We start from the raw sequence: 19,104 nt of genomic DNA, 5'->3' as shown, positions 1-19,104 counted from the left end.
TGTGGATGCTCATGCCTGGTGCTTATGCTTCCCAAACCATAAGCCAACATAATTAGACGGTTAACTGCTTCAACCCCTCATTCGCCAGAGCAATGCGAGCTATAAGAGGGCTCATGATGAGGTGTTAGCTGCATACAATTGACGGAAATCTGTAAGGACAACACTATGGCCGCTGGCAGCTTACTGACGCTACTCGATGACATTGCGACGTTACTGGACGATATTGCTGTAATGTCGAAACTTGCTGCCAAGAAAACCGCAGGTGTTTTGGGGGATGACCTGGCAGTGAATGCCGAACAGGTACAGGGTGTGCGTGCAGAGCGGGAGTTACCGGTTGTTTGGGCGGTCGCTAAAGGGTCATTTGTCAATAAGTTGATTATTGTCCCCGTGGTGTTGTTGGTCAGTGCTTTTCTGCCGTGGTTAATTACCCCGGTGTTGATGATTGGCGGTGCCTACCTGTGTTTTGAGGGCGCGGAGAAGGTGAGTCATTTCCTTTTCCATCACAAAGCCAAGGGCGATTCGGTGCTTCCTTCTCCTGAACCTGTGCTTGATTTGCTTGCTCTTGAAAAGGCAAAAATCTCGGGAGCGATCCGAACGGACTTTATCCTTAGCTTGGAGATTATTGTGATTGCGCTTGGCACGGTGCAGAGCCAGCCAATGATGACTCAGACCCTGGTGGTATCCGTCGTCGCAGTGGGCATTACGATAATGGTTTATGGGTTAGTTGCGGCTATTGTTAAGCTGGATGATTTAGGTTTACACCTGATAGAGCAAAATCGACTGCGTTATGTTGGGGAGTTCCTATTATGGTTGGCTCCAGTGTTGATGAAGTTTCTTTCCGTTGCAGGCACTTTGGCTATGTTCCTTGTGGGGGGCGGTATTATTACCCACGGCTTTGATTCTTTTTTTCATCACTTGCCGGAATTATTTTTGCCCGACAGTGCATCGGCTTGGTTGGTTTCCAGCGTACAAATCCTAATTAGTGGTGTGGTTGGTTTATTGCTGGGCTTTGTGGTAATTGGCTTGGTAAAACTTGTGCAACTGGTTAGGCACCGGGTTATGGATAAAAAAGCCGACTATTCGTTTGACGGTGAATAATTCCTGGGTGTTACACTCTTTCAACCTTGTTGGCCATAACATACTGTGACGTTCTGATACAATACTGGGCATGCCTTTTGGTTATTATCTGGCAGATGGCCATCGAGGGGTGACGTTGAGCGTTTACTGTGCAGTGCTTGAATAATATGAGGCAATGTTTCTTTGCCAATACTCATGCTGCATGGGCGGTCATCTCGAAAGGTTATAGTGCAATTTCTTTTTGCGCTAATGGCATTGAATAATTCGTTGTGAATAGTGTTCAACTTAGTTGAAGAGTAAACACAGGCTTATCAGCAGTCAGTTTATTTATGGAGCATATTATGTCAGCCAAATCTTTTCTCACTTCTATACTGCTCACTTGTTTACTTGCCGGGTGTGCAACGACCGAATCCCATAAGGTATTAGATACACAAAAAGTTGATTCCTACGGAACAGTGTATACCGGCAGTAAGACTACTCTAGTTGTTGGTAAGTTTAATAACCGATCAAGTTATATGCAGGGATTATTTTCTTCTAATACAGATTTGTTAGGTAATCAGGCAAAAACGATTTTAAAAACACATCTACAGCAAACCAATCGATTTAAATTGGTTGATCGCGAGAATATGAGTGAAATTGAGCAGGAAGCTAAGCTATTGGGTAAAACACAGACCCTGAAGGGTGCTCGTTATGCTGTTACCGGTGGTGTGAGCGAGTTTGGACGTAAAGAAGTTGGTGATAAACAATTATTTGGTATTGTTGGTTCAGGTAAAAAACAAATTGCTTATGCCAAGGTCTCTTTAAATGTGATTGATGTGTTGAACTCTGAAATTGTGTATACCACTCAGGGTGCTGGCGAATACTCGTTAAGCGAGCGGGAAGTTTTAGGTTTTGGGTCCAATGCGGGCTATGATGCGACCTTAAATGGCAAGGTGTTAAATCTGGCAATTACCGAAGCCGTCAATAATTTTGTTCGCGACCTCGAACAAGGGGTATTTGTTATTAACCCATAGGCCCGGTTAGTAGATTATGCGTATGCGATCTTTCAAGGTGGTTGTTCTAATCGCGAGTTTTACGGTTTTGCAAGCATGCGAAACCGTTCAGCCGTTGTATTATTGGGGAAATTACGAAAGCCTTATTTATCAAATGTACCTGATGCCAGGCAAGGCTCCACCCGAAGTGCAAATTGAACGCTTAACACAGGATATACAGCGGGCTGAAGGCAGTGGCTTGCGTGTTCCTCCGGGTTTATATGCTCATCTGGGAATGATGTATGCCATGCAGGGAAGTGTTGCCCAGGCTGAGGCTGCATTTGCAGAAGAGGTCAGGCGTTATCCCGAGTCAGAGGTTTTTATTCAGGGCATGATGACAAGAGTGAAAACTCAAAACATCCAAGGAGTAGCTCTGTGATAAATCGTCTTCGCTCGTTTTTTTTGCATTGCATGGCCATTTTCGCTATTGGTAGTATTCTGGCTGGTTGCAGCAGTATACAGACTCAGAACAACACCGAATTAGTGCAAAACCGCCCTCGTTCAATTTTGGTGATTCCGCCATTGAATAACTCTGTCGAGGTGAATGCGCCTTATACTTTTATTTCAACCATCACGCGACCACTGGCAGAAAAAGGCTACTATGTTTTTCCTGTTGCAGTGATTGATCACTTCTTTAAAGAAAATGGCTTGCCAACACCGGGTGAAATGAATGGGGTTCCTCTGGACAAAATTCGTGAGCACATTGGTGCCGATGCGGTGTTATATACCACCATTGAGGACTGGGGGCAGAAGTACCTTTTGTTTAATACCGTAACGGTGGTAAATGCTAAATTAAACTTAGTCGACACACGTACTGGAACGGTGTTATGGACGGGCAGGGCCAGAGCTGAACGATCGCAAGGGGATGGGCAATTACTGCAAGCCATTGTCAGTCATATTGTTGAATCGTTAACGGATTCCACGCCGGAACTGGCGCGAGAAGCAAATCGTTCGGCAATAAATGGCTCTGGTTCCGGGTTGGTTGATGGCCCCTATAAGGATGTGCAGGTAACCCCCTGACGTTTAATTATTGATTTTACGTTTACGGTTCTTCTTTATCCTGCGTTGAAGAGAGTATTGCGAGGATGTGATCAATTTCATTTTCAATCGCGTTGTACTCCTGTTTTAACTGATGCCGTTCATGTCGAATACTGTGTAAATCCAAAAATTCTTCTTTGAAAGAATTGATGTAACGATGCAAGCTTAAGTTGTAGTTGTTTTTTCTAACTTCATCCCAGCTAGCTATGTAAGACACGTCTTCCTCCTGCTGCCAACGGTTATAGATATTAACCGTATCTGAGATCAATTGATCCGGAAAGTGAATGGACATCTTTTTCGCTGCCGTAAAATTGTTGCCGTCGATAAAAAGGATATCCCGTTTTTTTCGACTTTTCCTAAAAAGCAAAATTACTGTTGGCGATATTCCGCTATGGGATAGTTTTTCCGGTACGCCTATGACAGCCTCAAGCAGGTTTTCATCAATGAGTTTTTTGCGAATAGTCCATTCCGCTGCTTCTCGAAAAAGTGCGCCTTGAGAAATGTGAATTGCCATTCTTCCTGCGGGTAAGGCAGTGCTCTCAATCATATGGAGTATTAGCGCCCAATCGCCTTTCCCTTTGGGCGGTATTCCTCGCCGAAATCGTTTAAATGTATCTTTTTTGGCATGGGTATAGTCCCAGTTTTCAATCGAAAATGGGGCGGAAGAGAGCACTATGTCAAAAGTCGTCAGTTGATTACCGGAATGGGTATAGGATGGTGCACCAATATAATCGCCATACTGAATTGCATTTATATGTTCACCGTGTGTATGCATGTTCAGTTTAGCGATCGCCCAGGTATTCGGGAGTGCTTCCTGGCCATGTAACTGATAGTTGTGGCTGGAAAAATTATGTTGGATATGCTTTCCGCAGGAGATTAAAAGATGCGCGGCGCCACACTTAGGATCGTATATTGATTCTCCAGGGTGTGGATCGAGAAGCTCGGTGATTAATTTCGATATATTGGGGGATGTGTATGCAAAATTCCGGTTATTCGTTGTTTTGTTGTATAGCTTGTCGAGCAGCTGCTGAAATAGCCGGTATTTTGGCTTTTCCGTTTTAAGGGCTGAAGATGTTGAATGATGTATTTGTTCAAGTAGCCCCTCTATAATTTTATTTCGTCGTGTTCGACTCAATCGCTTTTTTGAATAGGAAACGATACTGCTGAAACTGCCCAGACTGTTTTGCGTAAATATATGGGGATTATGAGATTCCAAATTGAGTAGAGCGGTATCAACTAAATTGCTAATGTCTGGGTGGTGTCTAGTGCTGTAAAGTGCAAAGAAATCAGTTTCTATAGGATGTAGAATTTCAGCAGTTCTACCTTGGATTGCTGTAAAAGCAGATTTTACTTCCGGCTTTGTGTGTTTGCTTCTTGTAATGGTTTTATTTTCGCTTAAGTAACGTAAGAAAACGAGTGCGAGCGTGTACTCTTTAAAACTATCAAGTTCAAATTCGTTATGAAATATATTCTGAAGCTTGTCCATTATCGTGTAAATCTGATGGTACGAAGTTGTATTCTATATGGGGGTAGTTGGTTTTATTCCGGGGTATTTTTTATGTCCAATAAGGTATTGAATACGCCATGTATTTGTTTCTCCCGGTTTTTTTGTAGATTTTTTTGACTGCACTGCTCTTTTTCCCATAGTTGCTGTATATGGATGATTTTTTCCTGGACTTCAATGGGGGGAAGTTGAATAGTTAATAACCCTAGGCTGTTTTTACTTAGCCTTGGTATTTTTGTGCCTCGACTCTCGGTATAAAGAAAGTGTTGTGCACCTGGTTGATTGACGGCCCAACATAAGTATGCGGGATTCACCTGTTTCTTTTTAATGGTAACAACCAAAATATGACTGGTGGGCAGGACTCCGGTGTTTCCTAAAAAATATGCAGATTGGTAGTGATCCCCTCGTGCTGGTACCACAATGGAGTTTGGAGGGAGTAGGGTCTTATGGTTGCCATGCCAGTTTATTCTGGGTAACCTGTGAGCCATTAATTGATTTTGTTTGTGTTCAATGAGCTGCTTTCGTAGATCTTTTATTTGCAGTACGTGAACGTTGCCATTGGCGGACTCATTTATTTTCTCGCGAAAAGTATAGCCGTTGCGAATATGCGCCAGATTTTTGAGTTGAGTAAGCATACTGTTTTCCCTGGTATTTGACTTCAGGGCGCATCCAAGTGTGGAGTTGCGCCCACAAATTATGCGTCGTTATCACGCATCTGATTATTCATCCAGGTTGCGGAGTCTGCATCAATACCTTGCCAAGCGGCATCGCCATGGAGGCGTGTGACGAGTAATTGGTCATCATCACCCAATGCTTTTATCAGTTCTGCACGAAGTTCCATCACCCCTTGAGTGCTTGTAATAATCCATGTTGATTCCAGCGGTCGGCACCAGTATCCGCACGCATTTATACGCTTAAACAACGGTTCGAAATGGCTTTGGTTTCTAAGTTCATAACTGATTTGATATACTTTCATAGTTCATGATCCTTAATGTTTGAACTCTTACTTCACAATGTTAATGTCATGAATCGCACGGCAGGTGGCCGCCTGCCGTGCTCTTTTATTCCTTCCCTGTTAATTTTTCCCGCCTTTAAAGCCCTGCACGCTTTTGTTCTTTTAATGCAATTTTTGAAATTTTTCCGACGTATTAACCGGACAATTTTCGGCTGATAAAAGGTGAAAAATACCTACGGGGATAGGCAGGGCGGGACTTTCGCTTTTCTGAAAATTCTTGTCAATACTGTATAAACAGTAGAATGTCTACTGCATTTAAGTGTTTAGGTTGCCGAAATAATGATATTGGTGACAATTTTAAATTGTCTTCTATGTATAATTTGCCAAGATGGCTGATCTTTGTTTTGAGCGGAAGAGAATGTGATATGCGAGGCGATATAACACGCTGCATCTGTGTGAGCAGTATCGGGGTTTTATTATTGTGATTTTGTATTTGGTGGTGGGATCATCTTATGTCCTTCAGTATTAATTTAGATGTTCTCGTCGAGTAATAAATGGAAGGTTATGGTTAAGACAAGCTTCGAGCTAAGCCAATTTTTTCGTCTAGCCTTATCGATCACTATTCCTTCTTCGTTGAAAATAAAACTTCGACCGGGCGTTCTGTGATTAAAATCTAACCGCAATTGAGTTCTGTTCTCAATAAGATGTGCTTGCACTGTTTTGTTAGCGAGAGGGTGGCGGAGAAGAATAGAATCAAATTTGCCATAGGCAGGCATAGTGGAAGTAGAGGGATGATATCGCATTCTGTATGGACAAATAACAAGGAAAACTTCAAAAATACTGGAGGCACGAAGTGTAGTGGTCTAATAAACCTGGACACACCTTTAGGTGATAATATTGCAAATCACTAGAGGTGAGATATGACAAGAAAACGAAGAACATTGGCCGTTATAAAGTTCGTCATTTAATGAGAGAGTGCCATTTAGTATCAAAGCAGCCAGGGTCTCACAAGTATAAGAAGGCTGTTACTGAGCATCCTACGGTGCCGAACCATCTCAACAGAGAATTTGACGTTGATAGGATGAACCAGGCTTGGAGTGGAGATATCACATACATATGGATAAATGGTCAATGGAATTATTTAGCGGTAGTTATGGATCTATATGCTCGACGAATAATAGGCTGGAGTCTATCGACAAGAGCAGATGCTGCACTCGTAATTAATGCGCTGGATATGGCATGGGAAATAAGAGGGGAGCCGAAAAATATTATGTTTCACTCTGATCAAGGTAGTCAGTATGGTAGCAAGGAATTTCGTCAGCGGCTTTGGCGCTACCGCATGAAACAAAGCATGAGTCGCAAAGGTAATTGTTGGGATAACGCACCAATGGAAAGCGTTTTCAGGAGCTTTAAGTCAGAAAGAATGCCAAAAACTGGTTATCCCAATACCAGCATCGCAAAAAAAGATATCAGCAATTATTTGATGACGTATTATAACTGGCGGCGACCACATCAGGCGAACAGCGGGTTGCCACCAGCAGTGGCAGAAGAAAACCTTAAAAGTGTGTCCGGTTTTTGTTGACCACTACAGACGGTAATTATGGAGAATAGAGAACTGGATATGTGGGGTTTTATATGTGCAAAAATAAAAATTTGAAAAAAATATCCTCTGTTAAAACAAAAAATATCTTATGTAAGCATTAAGTAAGTAAAATATATATTTAAATAAGATAAAAAGTAGATAATTATTCAGGATTGTTGGGTGGTTGTGTTCGATATGGGTGGTAATTTATAGTTTTAGACGGCTAACCAATAATTTATAAAATATATGGCTAGCGGTTAAGTGTTTCTAAATTTATACGACTTTACGATGACCTTAGTTTCTGCGTTATTCGTCGTTAACCATTGTTGTTGCTTATCAAGGAGAGTTTATGAAAACAAAAAACATATTTGTGTTAATGCTGGTGCTGTTATCTGCTGTTTCCATGGCTGATACCACCAATAACGCTGAAATCCGACAGATAAATTATAACGCAGCGGATGACTATCTTTTCTTTTTAACAAACGGAAGGTGGGAAGTGAAAGCCGCCGATGGTAGTATTTCCTGTAATCCTGTCTATGTTCAAGTTAATCCTGACTTGAAAGGGCGAGATAAATTATTGTCTATTGGGCTTGCTGCCAAACTGTCTAAGTCTGCTGTTAGGTTTGTTGGCTCATGTCGTAGCGATAATCAAGATTACTTTATTACTACTTATGCAATTATAGAGTAATTCGAAAATTGGATAATTCGGGTTTGGCAAGGCTGCTGTCCTTTTTATCCTAAAAATTCTCTAATCTCACGAGACGTCAGCGTGCGGTGACAGGCAATCCTGCATACTTCGTTTCTTCAATCACGTATCAAATTGGGTTGTTCAGAATTTTAACGTCAGCTACTCGTGCAGTTCCTATGTATTTTGGTTTTTGCGTAATCGGTACGTTCAGTTTATGTGACGCTGGTGCAAAATGTATGCGAGAATTCTGTAATTGCATTTATGTTGTGGAGTGGTAAAGTATCAAAAATAGCCATGTCCAAGTGGCTTAGCACCAGGGAGTGTGCGAAATCAAACTCATTCTCGTTCATTCTCGTTCATTCTCGTTCATTCTCGGTGCCAATAGCATTAGCTGTCAGCGGCACATTTTAAACTTTATTCTTGATGTGTCTCTAGGTGAAATATGCTTGGGGGTAGCTCAAATTTATTTCTTAAATTGCCTGACTTCGTTGGTGCTGTGTAACTTGTGTCCTAAATAGGTAAGGATAAATTTTCCGGTTTTCTGGCTGTTATATTAAACGGGGTGGTTAGTGAAGGCTTTTTACGTAGTATTTTTTTCGTTGTTGTTAATATCTTGTAGTGAAGGTCAAATTGAGGAGTTTGTTTTTAGGAAAACATTAGAAATTTCTCTGGTGGACTTGTGTGGTGAGGAAGATAAAGGATGTGTCGAAGCGGTGAAGTCTCAGGTTGGCAATTGCATGGAGACGAGTAATTGGCGGATGTACATGGAAAATGAAGATAATCAGGATGAATTTAATCGCTTCATTAAGGAATTCTATTCTTGTATTGTTGATGAAGATGGAAATCCGTACTTTGAACCCAGTGAGTAAATATCTAGCATTAGGTCGTCGTTATTTCTACTGCTTAGAATGCCCAAAAGCATTGATTTTTTTCTTCATTCGGAGGTTGATATGTCTGATTTGATACTGAAAGTTAGTGTGTTCCTGAGTAAATTGACCAGTAAGATTGCTGCATTGATTGTTATTGTTATTTCACTTTTTTTGGGTGTTCTCGGCGTTAAGCAATTAGTGAGTTCAGTGTTGGCGATTATGAATTCGAAGGAGGTGAGTGGTAGCTTTGAATATGGCGTTGTGTATGGGGGGATAATTGCTGGCCCGATACTTTTATATGTGGCTTATAGGTTCCTAAGGTACGCCTTTAAAGCATTAAAAGTATGATGAGTGTTGTTAGTCTTGTGCAAACAGTGCGTGCAATTGATAATCGATTTGGCTGGGTGGTGGTTATGGGGATACTATTTAATTCAAATGGTAATGAAAGAACTATCCTATTTAGAGGGATAATTTTCTTTGGATGGTTTATCTTGGCGGTATTTATAGTAAAAATTTTAGCTATAGGGATTGTTAGTGGAATAGGAGGCCTAATCCTGGCATTCCCAGAATATTCCATTGAGCAAGCTTATAGAGCTGGTGCTATAGCTAGAATGCGTTATTTTAATCCATATGAATTTATCGTACCTTATGTGTCGTTTTTTCTGTGTCTGGTTCTTCATTTTTTTGGCATACTTCCATACACAACAAAGTATGAATGAAATTATATGGAAATGATTTTTTCTTTATATTTTGCTTCTTTAAGAGTGGTATGACTGTTGTTGGATATGAGGATAAATTTTCATGCTTTGTGTGTTGCTGATAACGACGCTCCGTATATATACCGATTTTCGAATAAAATATATCCAAATAAGATATCCGAGATGCATTTGGATGTGACTTTTTAAGAATAAATTCTATATTAACTATTTTAGTTTGTGATTAATGTGAAGTGTGTCTGCGTTGTAGGTAGATATATTTTGTATTTGTTGTTGTACTTTTTTGTATGTTAAATGGATTGTTATATGCGGTCAATATTGTTGAGTTTTTTGTATGTTTTCTAGATTTAGTCTAAGTGCCTGCCGGATGTCGTTTTTTATATTTGTGTTTTTGTTTAACGGATGTGATAGGGGGAGTGAAGGTGATGTCACCGTTACACATAATATAAACAACAAAACATATAGCGCACAAATTCTATGTTTGAAAAGCAAAAGTACATGCTATTTGAAGGTTAAAAGAATCGACAGCGGCCAGCTGGTTCTTGAAAAAAAGATGGATCTTTTATGGGGATACCATGATCCTGTGGTAACTTTAACATATATGAGTGATCGAACTGGTATTAGAGTTAGAGTTGATCATGATTTTGGGGATGGAGTTATCGAGAAAGTCTATGAGTTTTAGATAAAGATGTACCAGTTAAGTGAAGTTATAGTTTAGTGGTTCAAATACGTTATATGAGATTCTGAACGTGTCATGGGATTTTTGGAGGACGATAGATAAGATGGTGTTCTCGGATAAATACGTATGAGCACCGGTATAAACTGGAAGGTGAATAGGATTTGTTTTGTCGTAAATATTAGGTTTTGTGTGTGGTATAGGAATGAAGATTCTTTTTTTGGCTATTGGAATGTTTGTGTCGATTAATGGCTATGCATGTTCGGTTGCTTTGCCAGTTATTATTCCTCCAGATGATGCGTTCGGTGAATTTACATATGTTCCTCCTCCCTCAGAAAATGATCTAGCCATTGAAGCTATTTCAAGTGGTGTCGATGTGGCCGTCGTCAAAGTGAGTTTAGATTGGCACCAAGAAATACCTCCATATAATGCACTTACACAAGTTGAAGTGCTATATGGTTGGGGTTATCAAAATTCGAAAGTGGTTAAGTATTATCGATATGCCAACTCATGTGGTAAGCCAGATGTGTTGTTGGAAGGAAAATGGTATATAGCTATTATGGATAAAGGAATACCAACGCGGTTATTGCTGTATAGTGAATTTAAGGATAACTTGGCCGGTAAAGGTAAGCCTACTTATGTTTATAGTAATATAGGTCTGCTTAAGTAAAGGTATTGCGGGGCTTTAATATGAATATGTTGAGTTGGCAATGTTCTTTATCTAAGTTGCCAACTGCTCTTAAGTATATGTTAAAAAAAGACTGTGGTGATATTTGGGTATAGTGAGTTATGAAGACAATTGTAGTTATAAAATATATTTTTACGTTAGTGGGTTTAGGCTTATTGTTGGGCGCTTTCTTCGTGTATAAAAATACACAAGATTTTATGCGGGATAGTTTAGCCGCCGAGGGCGTGGTTGTGGATTTGGTGCGTTCGAGATCAAGCGATTCAACAACCTACCGACCTGTTGTTCAGTTTGAGACTCGAGATGGCACTCTTGTAGAATTTACATCTTCGATGGGCAGTAATCCCCCTAGCTATTCCAGGGGCGAAGTCGTTCAAGTTCTGTATCAATCCTCTTCTCCGGAGCAAGCTAAAATTAACGGATTCTTCTCGTTGTGGGGAGCTGCAGTTATTTTAGGTGGGCTGGGTGCTGTTTTTTCTCTTGTGGGAGCTTCAATTATTGTTTTTGGGAATCTGACAGGAAGGAAAATAGAATATTTAAAGCAGAATGGTGTTCGTGTTAAAGCTAAATTTCAGAGTGTGGAAAGAAATAAATCACTATCTGTTAATGGTAGAAACCCATATAAGATATATGCTCAATGGAAGAATCCTACTACAGGTAAATTGCATGTGTTCAGTAGTGAAAATATATGGTTTGATCCAACGGATCATATTCATACTGATGATATCTCTGTTCTAATCGATAAAGGTAATCCCAAGAAGCACTATATTGATATCTCTTTTCTCCCCGAAGTGGCTGATTAATCTTGGTTTGGAAAATACCATTTTAAAACTGATATCCGTGAGAATGTAATAGTTCTATTCTGTAGCTTTCAGTTTTTACGACTTTGTGTGGTTTATCGTGGCTATAGGAATACTATTTATATAGCCGGATTGCCGGTATGGTACGGGGAGCTAGTAGAGTTTAAAGCTTTACGATTCTTTTCGCTCGCTTAACAATAATTAACAGTTGTTTTGGTTAGTATTGCTGTCAGAAAAACATCAATCATGATATGAACTGTTAATTCTATGTTAAAACTTGTTTTTTTTACTCTGGTGTCCTTTTTTGTTGTTGCTTGTGCTAACCATCGACCTCCGAAACCCGTCAGCGGTGAATTGGTGACTGCTATTTACCCAAATGGGATTAAGCAATTTCAATTTCGTTTAACTGGCCCCGACTTTGACGGTAGACGTCCTGGTGCTCGAGGACAAGGTGATCCCAGGGGAGAAAAAGGGAGAGGTGGCCCTCCGCCGGGTGGAGGAATGGACGGACGGCGTGCACCGGGTAAGCCCAAGCTAAACAATAATAAGCAAATTGAGCAATTACTGAATCAAGCTATAGCGGAATCTCAGTACTGTCGGGAAGGGTATATACTCTACAAAGATGGCGCGACGTCTGGTCGCCCAGTTGTCAGGGGAGAGTGTAACGAACCTGCAACCGAGCAAGATAGGGAGAACTTTCCGAATAAAGGTAAAACACCTGGAGTGGTGACAATTGAAGACCTGGATGACTTGTAGCCATATATTCAGCTTAAAGGGATTTTGTTCTTTGCGTAATGTTAATATGCCTTGATCTAGCGAGTTAAAATGCTCTGGCTTTGATGAATATAATCAGTTATGGAAATTGATAAAAGGCAAGTATTTGTATAAACACATAATATTAATAATCTTCTCTGTATTGTTTTTATTTGGGTGTTCTAAGTCTAGTGAGAATAGATCTATTCAAATTGAGGACTATGTCCTGGGTTCTCCGTATGAAATTGTTCTTGTTGATGGCTCTCCTCCATACAGAGCGGAAAGTAGATTTTTCGTACCAATAGTACCTACAGTATTGGTATCTGAAGGAACTCATATTTTGACTGTAAGGTTAAGCAATCTATACATAATTATGCATGGTGAAACTTTGCCCCAAGACCGCTCTCCAGTTCAGTTGCGTATTAATGTTTCTCCAAACCGTACCTATCGAATAGTTGATTTAAATGGTAATCCCAAACTTATTAAAATTGGTAAGCGGTGAGCTTTAAAAAAGCATCTAGACATAGGAGGCACTTTGCACGGCCCAAATCCTGATGATAAAGAACCTATGAAAGGGTTTCCTCAAGTTGGATATCTGAAAAACTACATTTCTTCTGACAATATTATTGTTGGTGATTACACCTATTACGACGACCCGGACGGGCCAGAGCGTTTTGAAAGCAATGTCCTGTATCACTTTCCGTTTATTGGCGATAAGTTAATTATCGGGAAATTTTGTGCCATCGCCAAAGATGTCAAATTTATTATGAATGGCGCAAACCATAAGATGTCTGGTTTTTCGACTTACCCATTTCAGATATTTGGTCAGGGGTGGGAGAAGGTGATGCCCGAGGATGGTGAGTTGCCCTATAAGGGCGATACGGTGATTGGTCATGATGTCTGGATTGGCTACGACGCAACGATTATGCCCGGTGTTGAAATTGGTAGTGGCGCGATAGTGGCCAGTAAGTCGGTTGTGGTTAACGATGTTCCTGCTTATAGCGTTGTGGGGGGGAATCCGGCCAAGGTGATTAAACAGCGATTTGACGATGAGGTCATTCAGCAGTTGTTAGATATTGCATGGTGGGATTGGAGTGCCGGGAAAATAACGGAAAATCTGGCCGCGATAGTGGGGTGTGATCTTGTTGCTTTGCAAAAGGCGAGTGAATCATAGGCTGGGCAGTTAAAGGCACCCGCCGCAGCTACCGCAACGCCAGTCTTCTTGATTCACGGCTTGATAAAACCAGCGCATATGTTGTTCGTCGATGAGGATATCGTTGAGTAAAAAACATTCAGCCAGCCACTCGGCGTTGTCGACAATCCATTCTTCTTCTTCCTGTCCTTCGGCAAAATCCGGGTCGTCATCATAAATAAAACTGTAGATGCCCCAGGTGCCCATATCGTCGCTTTTTCGTTCTTCGGGGAGTTCGACAGGCATACCTAGGTAGGTTATTTCCCAATGACCCAGGCACAAAGTATGCCCCTTGGCTGTCCATTGGGCAGAAAAAGGGGAGGTGTCTATTTCTTGTGCAACTAAAGCACGAACGGTCATATCCATCACCTAACTTTAAGCGCCATCGGTTCTAAGAGCACTATCTCCGTGTGGGTATTTGAAGTCTCTGTTGACTCAGGTCAATTTGGTCTTTCCTTTCGAACGTTTTAATACTACCCTTTACAAAAAAGCACAATATATGGGGTTGAAGTATGGAAGGTGGCACAATAGATAGTGATTCTACTGCTCAAAGTTTGGACAATGTGGGAATGCAAGAAGCGTCCAGGGATATATGGGATAAGAAGTATCGTCTGAAGGACAAAGACGGTAAAGCGATAGATGATGATGTTGATGCTACGTTACGACGTGTTGCCAAGGCGATCGCCAAGGTTGAGGGGAAGAAGTCTGCAACTTGGGAAAAACGCTTTTTCTATGCCTTACAAAATGGAGCGATTCCGGCGGGAAGAATTATCTCTAACGCCGGTGCAGAAGAGCATAAGCCTGCGACCTCCACGATTAATTGTACAGTTTCCGGCACAATTCAGGATTCCATGCGCGATATTCTGCAGAAAAACCTGGAAGCCGGTTTGACTCTGAAAGCTGGTTGCGGCATCGGCTATGAATTTTCTACTTTACGTCCGAAAGGGGCGTATGTTTCGGGTGCGGGTGCGCACACATCTGGTCCACTTTCATTTATGGATGTGTTCGACAAGATGTGTTTTACCGTATCGTCCGCAGGCGGTCGCCGTGGGGCGCAAATGGCCACTTTCGATGTGAACCACCCGGACGTTTCAGAGTTTATTCGTGCTAAACGGGAAGATGGTAAGTTGCGTCAGTTTAACTTGTCTCTATTGATTACCGATGAGTTTGTTGAAGCGGTTAAAAAAGAGCAGGATTGGCCGTTGTCATTCCCATTATCCAAGGCGGATGTTGAGCGGGATAATATCGACCTGACTAACACTGATACCGTTGTTTGGCGGAGAGTGCCCAGTGCGGAATCGTATGTGACGAATGAGTCTGGTTTAACGGCGTGTTTAATTTATAAAAAAATTCCTGCTCACCGTTTGTGGAATCAGATCATGACCTCCACTTACGATTTTTCTGAACCCGGTTTTATTTTGATTGATCACGTCAATGAAATGAACAACGCCTGGTTCTGTGAGAATATTCGGGCAACTAACCCATGTGGCGAACAACCCCTACCGCCGTATGGTAGCTGTCTTCTTGGCTCGGTTAACCTGACCAAATTTGTTGAAAAGCCTTTTACTGAAGACGCTGTTTTCCAATGGGAGAAGTTCCGCGAAGTGGTGGGGATCTTTACTCGCATGCTGGATAACGTGGTCGAAATTAATGGCTTGGCGCTACCGGAGCAGCAGGCCGAAATTTTCAGTAAGCGTCGTCACGGAATGGGCTTTTTGGGCTTGGGTTCTACGTTAACCCTGTTAGGTATTCAATACGGAAGTTCGGCGTCAATTGCGTTTACAGAGCAGGTATCCCGCGAGCTTGCTTTAACTGGTTGGCGCGAAGGTGTTGCGCTAGCTAAAGAAAAAGGGGCGGCACCTATTCTGGAGCAGGAATTTGATGTAACGGCAGAAATGCTGCGCCTTCGTCCGGAAATGGTGAAAGACGGTATTAAAGTGGGAGATAAACTGGCCGGTAAGCATTTGTTGGCCAAATACAGTCGTTATATGCAAACTGTTGGCGAGGAAGCGCCAGAAATTATTCAAGATATCGTGGAGCATGGTTGCCGGTTTACCCACCATTCTTCCATTGCCCCAACCGGAACCATTTCTTTGTCTTTGGCAAACAATGTAAGTAACGGTATTGAACCGAGTTTTGCGCATCAGTATTCGCGAAACGTGATTCGAGAAGGGAAGAAATCGAAGGAAAACATTGCGGTTTATTCCTATGAGTTATTGGCCTACAGAACTTTGGTTAACGCCGAAGCTGGAGCGAATGACGTACCGGATTATTTTGTGGTTGCGGATAGTATTACGCCAAAAGAGCACGTTGATGTGCAGGCGGCAGCGCAAAAGTGGATTGATTCCTCTATTTCAAAAACTATTAATGTACCTACAGATATTTCCTATGAAGAGTTCAAGGGCATTTATTTGTATGCATACGATAAAGGGCTGAAAGGTTGTACCACCTTCCGTTTTAATCCAGAAGCGTTCCAGGGCGTATTGGTGAAAGAAGAAGATCTGGCCGCGACAACCTATACCTTTACGTTGGATGATGGCAGTACAGTTGAACTAAAAGGGAATGAAATGATTGAATATGATGGAGAAGAACATACTGCAGCCAATTTGTACGATGCGTTAAAAGAGGGTTACTACGGTAAATTGTAAGTTGACCAAAGGTTTTAAGATAAACACCTGTTAACCGTACCCTGAATGCCAAACATAAAAGTAAGATAAAAAAGAATTTGAGAATACGATTATGTCTATGACAAAAATTGAGAAAAAAATTGTTGGTTACTCGGTCAAACGAGAGAATGAGGAAGCCAAACCAGCTGTTGAAGAAGAGCTGAAAATTCAGCATATGCATGAAGACGTGAACCGGCCGGAAATGTTGGTCGGGGCAACCTATAAAATTAAAACGCCTTTATCTGATCATGCGCTGTATATCACGATCAACGATATTATCCTGAATCCAGGAACGGAATACGAACAGCGAAGACCATTTGAGATTTTTATTAACTCAAAAAATATGGATCACTTTCAGTGGGTTGTTGCGTTAACGCGGGTTATTTCTGCGGTATTCAGAAAAGGTGGGGATGTCACCTTTTTGGTTGAAGAGCTTAAAGCGGTATTTGACCCTAAAGGCGGTTACTTTAAATCTGGCGGTAAGTTTATGCCTTCTCTGGTTGCAGAAATCGGGGATGCGATTGAAACACACTTAACCACCATTGGCCTGCTTCAACCAGAAGAATTGAGCGATATCCAGAAGCAAATTCTTCAGGAAAAGCTGGATGAGTATAACCAGAAAAAAGGTAAGAAAACTGAAGCGGGTGAGTTCCCTGAAAGTGCACAGTTGTGCATGAAGTGTTATACCAAAGCCATGATTTTGATGGATGGGTGCATGACCTGCTTGAATTGTGGCAACTCCAAGTGCGGATAGTATAGATTACTCTTTATCGATATTTAAAAGCGCTATAGCTTCTTGTTATAGCGCTTTTTTTTGCTTGGTTATTTCGGCGGTATTTACATTGAAATTTGATCTGGTCGAATCACAATCAAAATACGTTTTCTATAATTGACACCGTTTTTTGCTGTGGGTGGGGTAAGAGAATGAAGCTTTGTCGGTATCTGATTTTAATGGTGATGGTCTTTTCTCCTTTGCTGCTCGCGGAAGAAGCCAGCAAGCCCGCTTTTACGGTGATGTTTTCTGATGCAAGTGCATGGAATGGCAACACTGTACCACAGGGGCAGCAATGCCAACGCTTTGGTGGTGCGCCCAGTACACCAGCATATGTGGTAGAGAATATTCCTCGCGGCACCTATATGCTGGTATTTGAATACAGCGACCGAAACTATCCGCCGATGGATAATGGCGGTCACGGAAGAGTAGGGTTTCTGGTAAAAGAAAGCATTAAACACGTGGCCGTGCCCTCGTTACCTGGGCACAGTTTTGATCTACCGGAAGACTTTCTGTTAATTGCGGAGCACAACGGTGCGGGTTGGGATAAAGCCGGTGCATACATGCCACCCTGTTCCGGTGGCAAAGGCAACGAATATTACGTCACTGTAAAAGCAGTGAAAAAAGTTAAAGGGCACTCGAAAGATAAAATTCTTGCACAGCAAGTCGTTGAGTTGGGGCGTTATTAACTTAGAGTATTTATATAGATGCTGGCCAATATTGGTTGACTGGATTGGTATTGGCCTTTCTATATATAAGTCGACCCATGACGGCAACTTAGCCAAAACTGACACCAGAATCGCCAGTAAGAGAAGTGTGTTGTCCTGTCCATTAGATTGAGCTGTGAATGATTGATTTTGTCCAGCTATCAATCTTATCTACGACTTTCTCTTCAATGGTTGTCTCTATTTCCCAGTATTCATATGGGCCTGTACCTTTTTTTGCCGTTTGAAATAGATGGTTCAAACCGTCATAGGTAAGTGCTTCCGATTGTGGATTTATCAGTAGTTTCCGGACAGGTGCTTCATTGATTGACGATGATACCAGTAGGTCTTTTGAGCCAAATAAGCTTAATATTGGGCCGTCATAGCTTTTTAGTAATGCGATAGGGTCCCGGCGTACTTCTTTGTACCACCAATTAGTAGCAAAGTGATTAACAAGATTTTGTATGTTCTTTTCATTGTCTACGCCAGAGTTCACAGCATACTCGCGAATATTTTCCCTTGCTTCATTTAGCGTGTTTGAGTTTTGAAGAATTGCGATAATATCGGTTATTTCCCGACACATTTGGTCTATCTGTGTTTGGTTCATTCCCTCATGTTTATTTAACGTTTGATTTTGTCTAACAAATAGTTCCGTGGACGTTTCTACCCCTAAGCCAGCCAGTGCGACAATAAAGTCAGGTTTTTCATGTGAGGCAGCAAGTAAAGCTTTCACGCCACCTTGTGAATGCCCGAGAAAACCTGTTAATGAGAGTGGTATATTGGATTCTTCCCGCAGCCACTTCAATGCTGCTGCAGCGTCTGATGCAAATTCATCATCCGAAGCCGTAGTATAGTCACCTGAACTTTTTCCAACACCTCGATTATCAAAACGCAATACAGCGTAACCGCGTTTGGTTAATAGGTCTGAAATCACTAGAAAATACTTGTGTCCGGTTATTTCGCTATTCCTGTTGGCTGGTGAAGCGCCGTCTTCATGACCGGAAATTAATACAAATGCGGGGAAATCATTTCCTGTGGATGGGTAGGTTAACTCACCGGCTATTTTGATTCCGTCTTGGGGGTTGTTAAATTCAATTTCACGAATTTGGTAAGGTCTTTCTTTGGGGGCTTGTGGTCGTGGCACAAGGCTGATAATCATGTTGTCAAAGCTGTTGCTGCACGCGGCAAGAATGCCTATAGGGACTAGCAGAAGTTTTTTTAGATGTGAGAACATAAATACCTTCAGATGTATCGTAAAACTTTCTTTGTTATCATCACTACATTGGTATATGGGTGAGTTCGGAAAACAGTATAAAGTTGTTTTAATTCTTTTTACGCTACATTATTTGGTGAATAGGTTATGATTTGTTACTCACCAATAACAATAATCCTATTT

Annotated in this window: 20 protein-coding genes and 1 pseudogene; 16 read left to right on the top strand and 5 right to left on the bottom strand. The window is 41.5% G+C overall.

The window, feature by feature from the left end; translation table 11 throughout:
* Positions 1-165 precede the first annotated feature (165 nt).
* The 4 genes from P5V12_RS12340 (at position 166) to P5V12_RS12325 (ending at position 3,128) form a co-directional block, all read left to right on the top strand.
* Positions 166-1,098 (top strand): DUF808 domain-containing protein, encoded by a 933-nt coding sequence (locus P5V12_RS12340; protein ID WP_316953395.1) that lies wholly within the window; start codon positions 166-168, stop codon positions 1,096-1,098.
* A gap of 320 nt (positions 1,099-1,418) precedes the next feature.
* Complete coding sequence (locus P5V12_RS12335) at positions 1,419-2,090, top strand: CsgG/HfaB family protein (RefSeq protein WP_316953394.1); 672 nt, start codon at positions 1,419-1,421, stop codon at positions 2,088-2,090.
* A 16-nt stretch (positions 2,091-2,106) separates the two neighbouring features.
* Positions 2,107-2,487: a DUF4810 domain-containing protein gene (locus P5V12_RS12330; RefSeq protein ID WP_316953393.1), complete on the top strand. Its 381-nt coding sequence runs from the start codon at positions 2,107-2,109 to the stop codon at positions 2,485-2,487.
* Positions 2,484-3,128 (top strand): DUF799 domain-containing protein, encoded by a 645-nt coding sequence (locus P5V12_RS12325; protein WP_316953392.1) that lies wholly within the window; start codon positions 2,484-2,486, stop codon positions 3,126-3,128. Before P5V12_RS12330 ends, P5V12_RS12325 begins: the two co-directional genes overlap by 4 nt.
* Before the next feature lie 22 nt (positions 3,129-3,150).
* Here P5V12_RS12325 and P5V12_RS12320 read toward each other — a convergent pair whose 3' ends face one another.
* Genes P5V12_RS12320 through P5V12_RS12310 form a run of 3 tightly spaced genes read right to left on the bottom strand, consistent with a single transcriptional unit; the run spans position 3,151 to position 5,626 of the window.
* Positions 3,151-4,632 (bottom strand): N-6 DNA methylase, encoded by a 1,482-nt coding sequence (locus tag P5V12_RS12320; RefSeq protein WP_316953391.1) that lies wholly within the window; start codon positions 4,630-4,632, stop codon positions 3,151-3,153.
* Positions 4,633-4,685: 53 nt separating this feature from the next.
* On the bottom strand, positions 4,686-5,285 hold the full coding sequence (locus tag P5V12_RS12315; RefSeq protein WP_316953390.1) for a restriction endonuclease subunit S: 600 nt from the start codon (positions 5,283-5,285) through the stop codon (positions 4,686-4,688).
* 59 nt (positions 5,286-5,344) lie between these two features.
* Positions 5,345-5,626 carry a hypothetical protein gene (locus tag P5V12_RS12310; RefSeq protein WP_316953389.1) on the bottom strand — a complete coding sequence of 94 codons (282 nt, stop codon included), beginning with the start codon at positions 5,624-5,626 and terminating at the stop codon, positions 5,345-5,347.
* 919 nt (positions 5,627-6,545) lie between these two features.
* Between P5V12_RS12310 and P5V12_RS12305 the strand changes: the two are divergent.
* From P5V12_RS12305 to P5V12_RS12265, 9 genes and pseudogenes are all read left to right on the top strand, one after another.
* Positions 6,546-7,187 (top strand): annotated as a pseudogene (locus tag P5V12_RS12305) (IS3 family transposase); the annotation flags it as partial.
* A gap of 349 nt (positions 7,188-7,536) precedes the next feature.
* Positions 7,537-7,875: a hypothetical protein gene (locus P5V12_RS12300; protein WP_316953388.1), complete on the top strand. Its 339-nt coding sequence runs from the start codon at positions 7,537-7,539 to the stop codon at positions 7,873-7,875.
* 569 nt (positions 7,876-8,444) lie between these two features.
* Positions 8,445-8,744: a hypothetical protein gene (locus tag P5V12_RS12295; protein ID WP_316953387.1), complete on the top strand. Its 300-nt coding sequence runs from the start codon at positions 8,445-8,447 to the stop codon at positions 8,742-8,744.
* An 81-nt stretch (positions 8,745-8,825) separates the two neighbouring features.
* Entirely contained in the window at positions 8,826-9,092 is a 267-nt protein-coding gene (locus P5V12_RS12290; protein WP_316953386.1) for a hypothetical protein, read from the top strand.
* Positions 9,089-9,463, top strand: coding sequence for a hypothetical protein (locus P5V12_RS12285; protein WP_316953385.1), 375 nt, complete (start codon positions 9,089-9,091; stop codon positions 9,461-9,463). Before P5V12_RS12290 ends, P5V12_RS12285 begins: the two co-directional genes overlap by 4 nt.
* Before the next feature lie 878 nt (positions 9,464-10,341).
* The gene (locus P5V12_RS12280; protein WP_316953384.1) at positions 10,342-10,806 is read left to right on the top strand and encodes a hypothetical protein; all 465 of its coding nucleotides are present in this window, start codon (positions 10,342-10,344) and stop codon (positions 10,804-10,806) included.
* Positions 10,807-10,925: 119 nt separating this feature from the next.
* Positions 10,926-11,624, top strand: a complete 699-nt coding sequence (locus tag P5V12_RS12275) for a DUF3592 domain-containing protein (protein WP_316953383.1) — start codon at positions 10,926-10,928, stop codon at positions 11,622-11,624.
* 264 nt (positions 11,625-11,888) lie between these two features.
* Positions 11,889-12,377 (top strand): hypothetical protein, encoded by a 489-nt coding sequence (locus P5V12_RS12270; protein ID WP_316953382.1) that lies wholly within the window; start codon positions 11,889-11,891, stop codon positions 12,375-12,377.
* A 565-nt stretch (positions 12,378-12,942) separates the two neighbouring features.
* Positions 12,943-13,548: a Vat family streptogramin A O-acetyltransferase gene (locus P5V12_RS12265; protein WP_410483339.1), complete on the top strand. Its 606-nt coding sequence runs from the start codon at positions 12,943-12,945 to the stop codon at positions 13,546-13,548.
* 9 nt (positions 13,549-13,557) lie between these two features.
* On the opposite strand, the gene P5V12_RS12260 is transcribed toward P5V12_RS12265, so the two are convergent.
* Complete coding sequence (locus P5V12_RS12260; protein WP_316953380.1) at positions 13,558-13,926, bottom strand: hypothetical protein; 369 nt, start codon at positions 13,924-13,926, stop codon at positions 13,558-13,560.
* A gap of 152 nt (positions 13,927-14,078) precedes the next feature.
* Here P5V12_RS12260 and P5V12_RS12255 point away from each other — a divergent pair, with 152 nt between their 5' ends.
* The 3 genes from P5V12_RS12255 (at position 14,079) to P5V12_RS12245 (ending at position 17,693) form a co-directional block, all read left to right on the top strand.
* Positions 14,079-16,214, top strand: coding sequence for an adenosylcobalamin-dependent ribonucleoside-diphosphate reductase (locus P5V12_RS12255; RefSeq protein ID WP_316953379.1), 2,136 nt, complete (start codon positions 14,079-14,081; stop codon positions 16,212-16,214).
* Positions 16,215-16,305: 91 nt separating this feature from the next.
* Positions 16,306-16,986: an NrdJb gene (locus P5V12_RS12250; RefSeq protein ID WP_316953378.1), complete on the top strand. Its 681-nt coding sequence runs from the start codon at positions 16,306-16,308 to the stop codon at positions 16,984-16,986.
* Positions 16,987-17,156: 170 nt separating this feature from the next.
* Positions 17,157-17,693: a hypothetical protein gene (locus tag P5V12_RS12245; RefSeq protein WP_316953377.1), complete on the top strand. Its 537-nt coding sequence runs from the start codon at positions 17,157-17,159 to the stop codon at positions 17,691-17,693.
* A 142-nt stretch (positions 17,694-17,835) separates the two neighbouring features.
* Here P5V12_RS12245 and P5V12_RS12240 read toward each other — a convergent pair whose 3' ends face one another.
* Positions 17,836-18,942, bottom strand: a complete 1,107-nt coding sequence (locus P5V12_RS12240; protein ID WP_316953376.1) for an alpha/beta hydrolase family protein — start codon at positions 18,940-18,942, stop codon at positions 17,836-17,838.
* Between the last annotated feature and the right edge of the window lie 162 nt (positions 18,943-19,104).

This window comes from Teredinibacter sp. KSP-S5-2 (assembly GCF_032773895.1).
GTDB lineage: Bacteria > Pseudomonadota > Gammaproteobacteria > Pseudomonadales > Cellvibrionaceae.
Note: the sequence above shows the minus strand (reverse complement) of the source record. Positions and strands in the feature narration are given on the sequence as shown.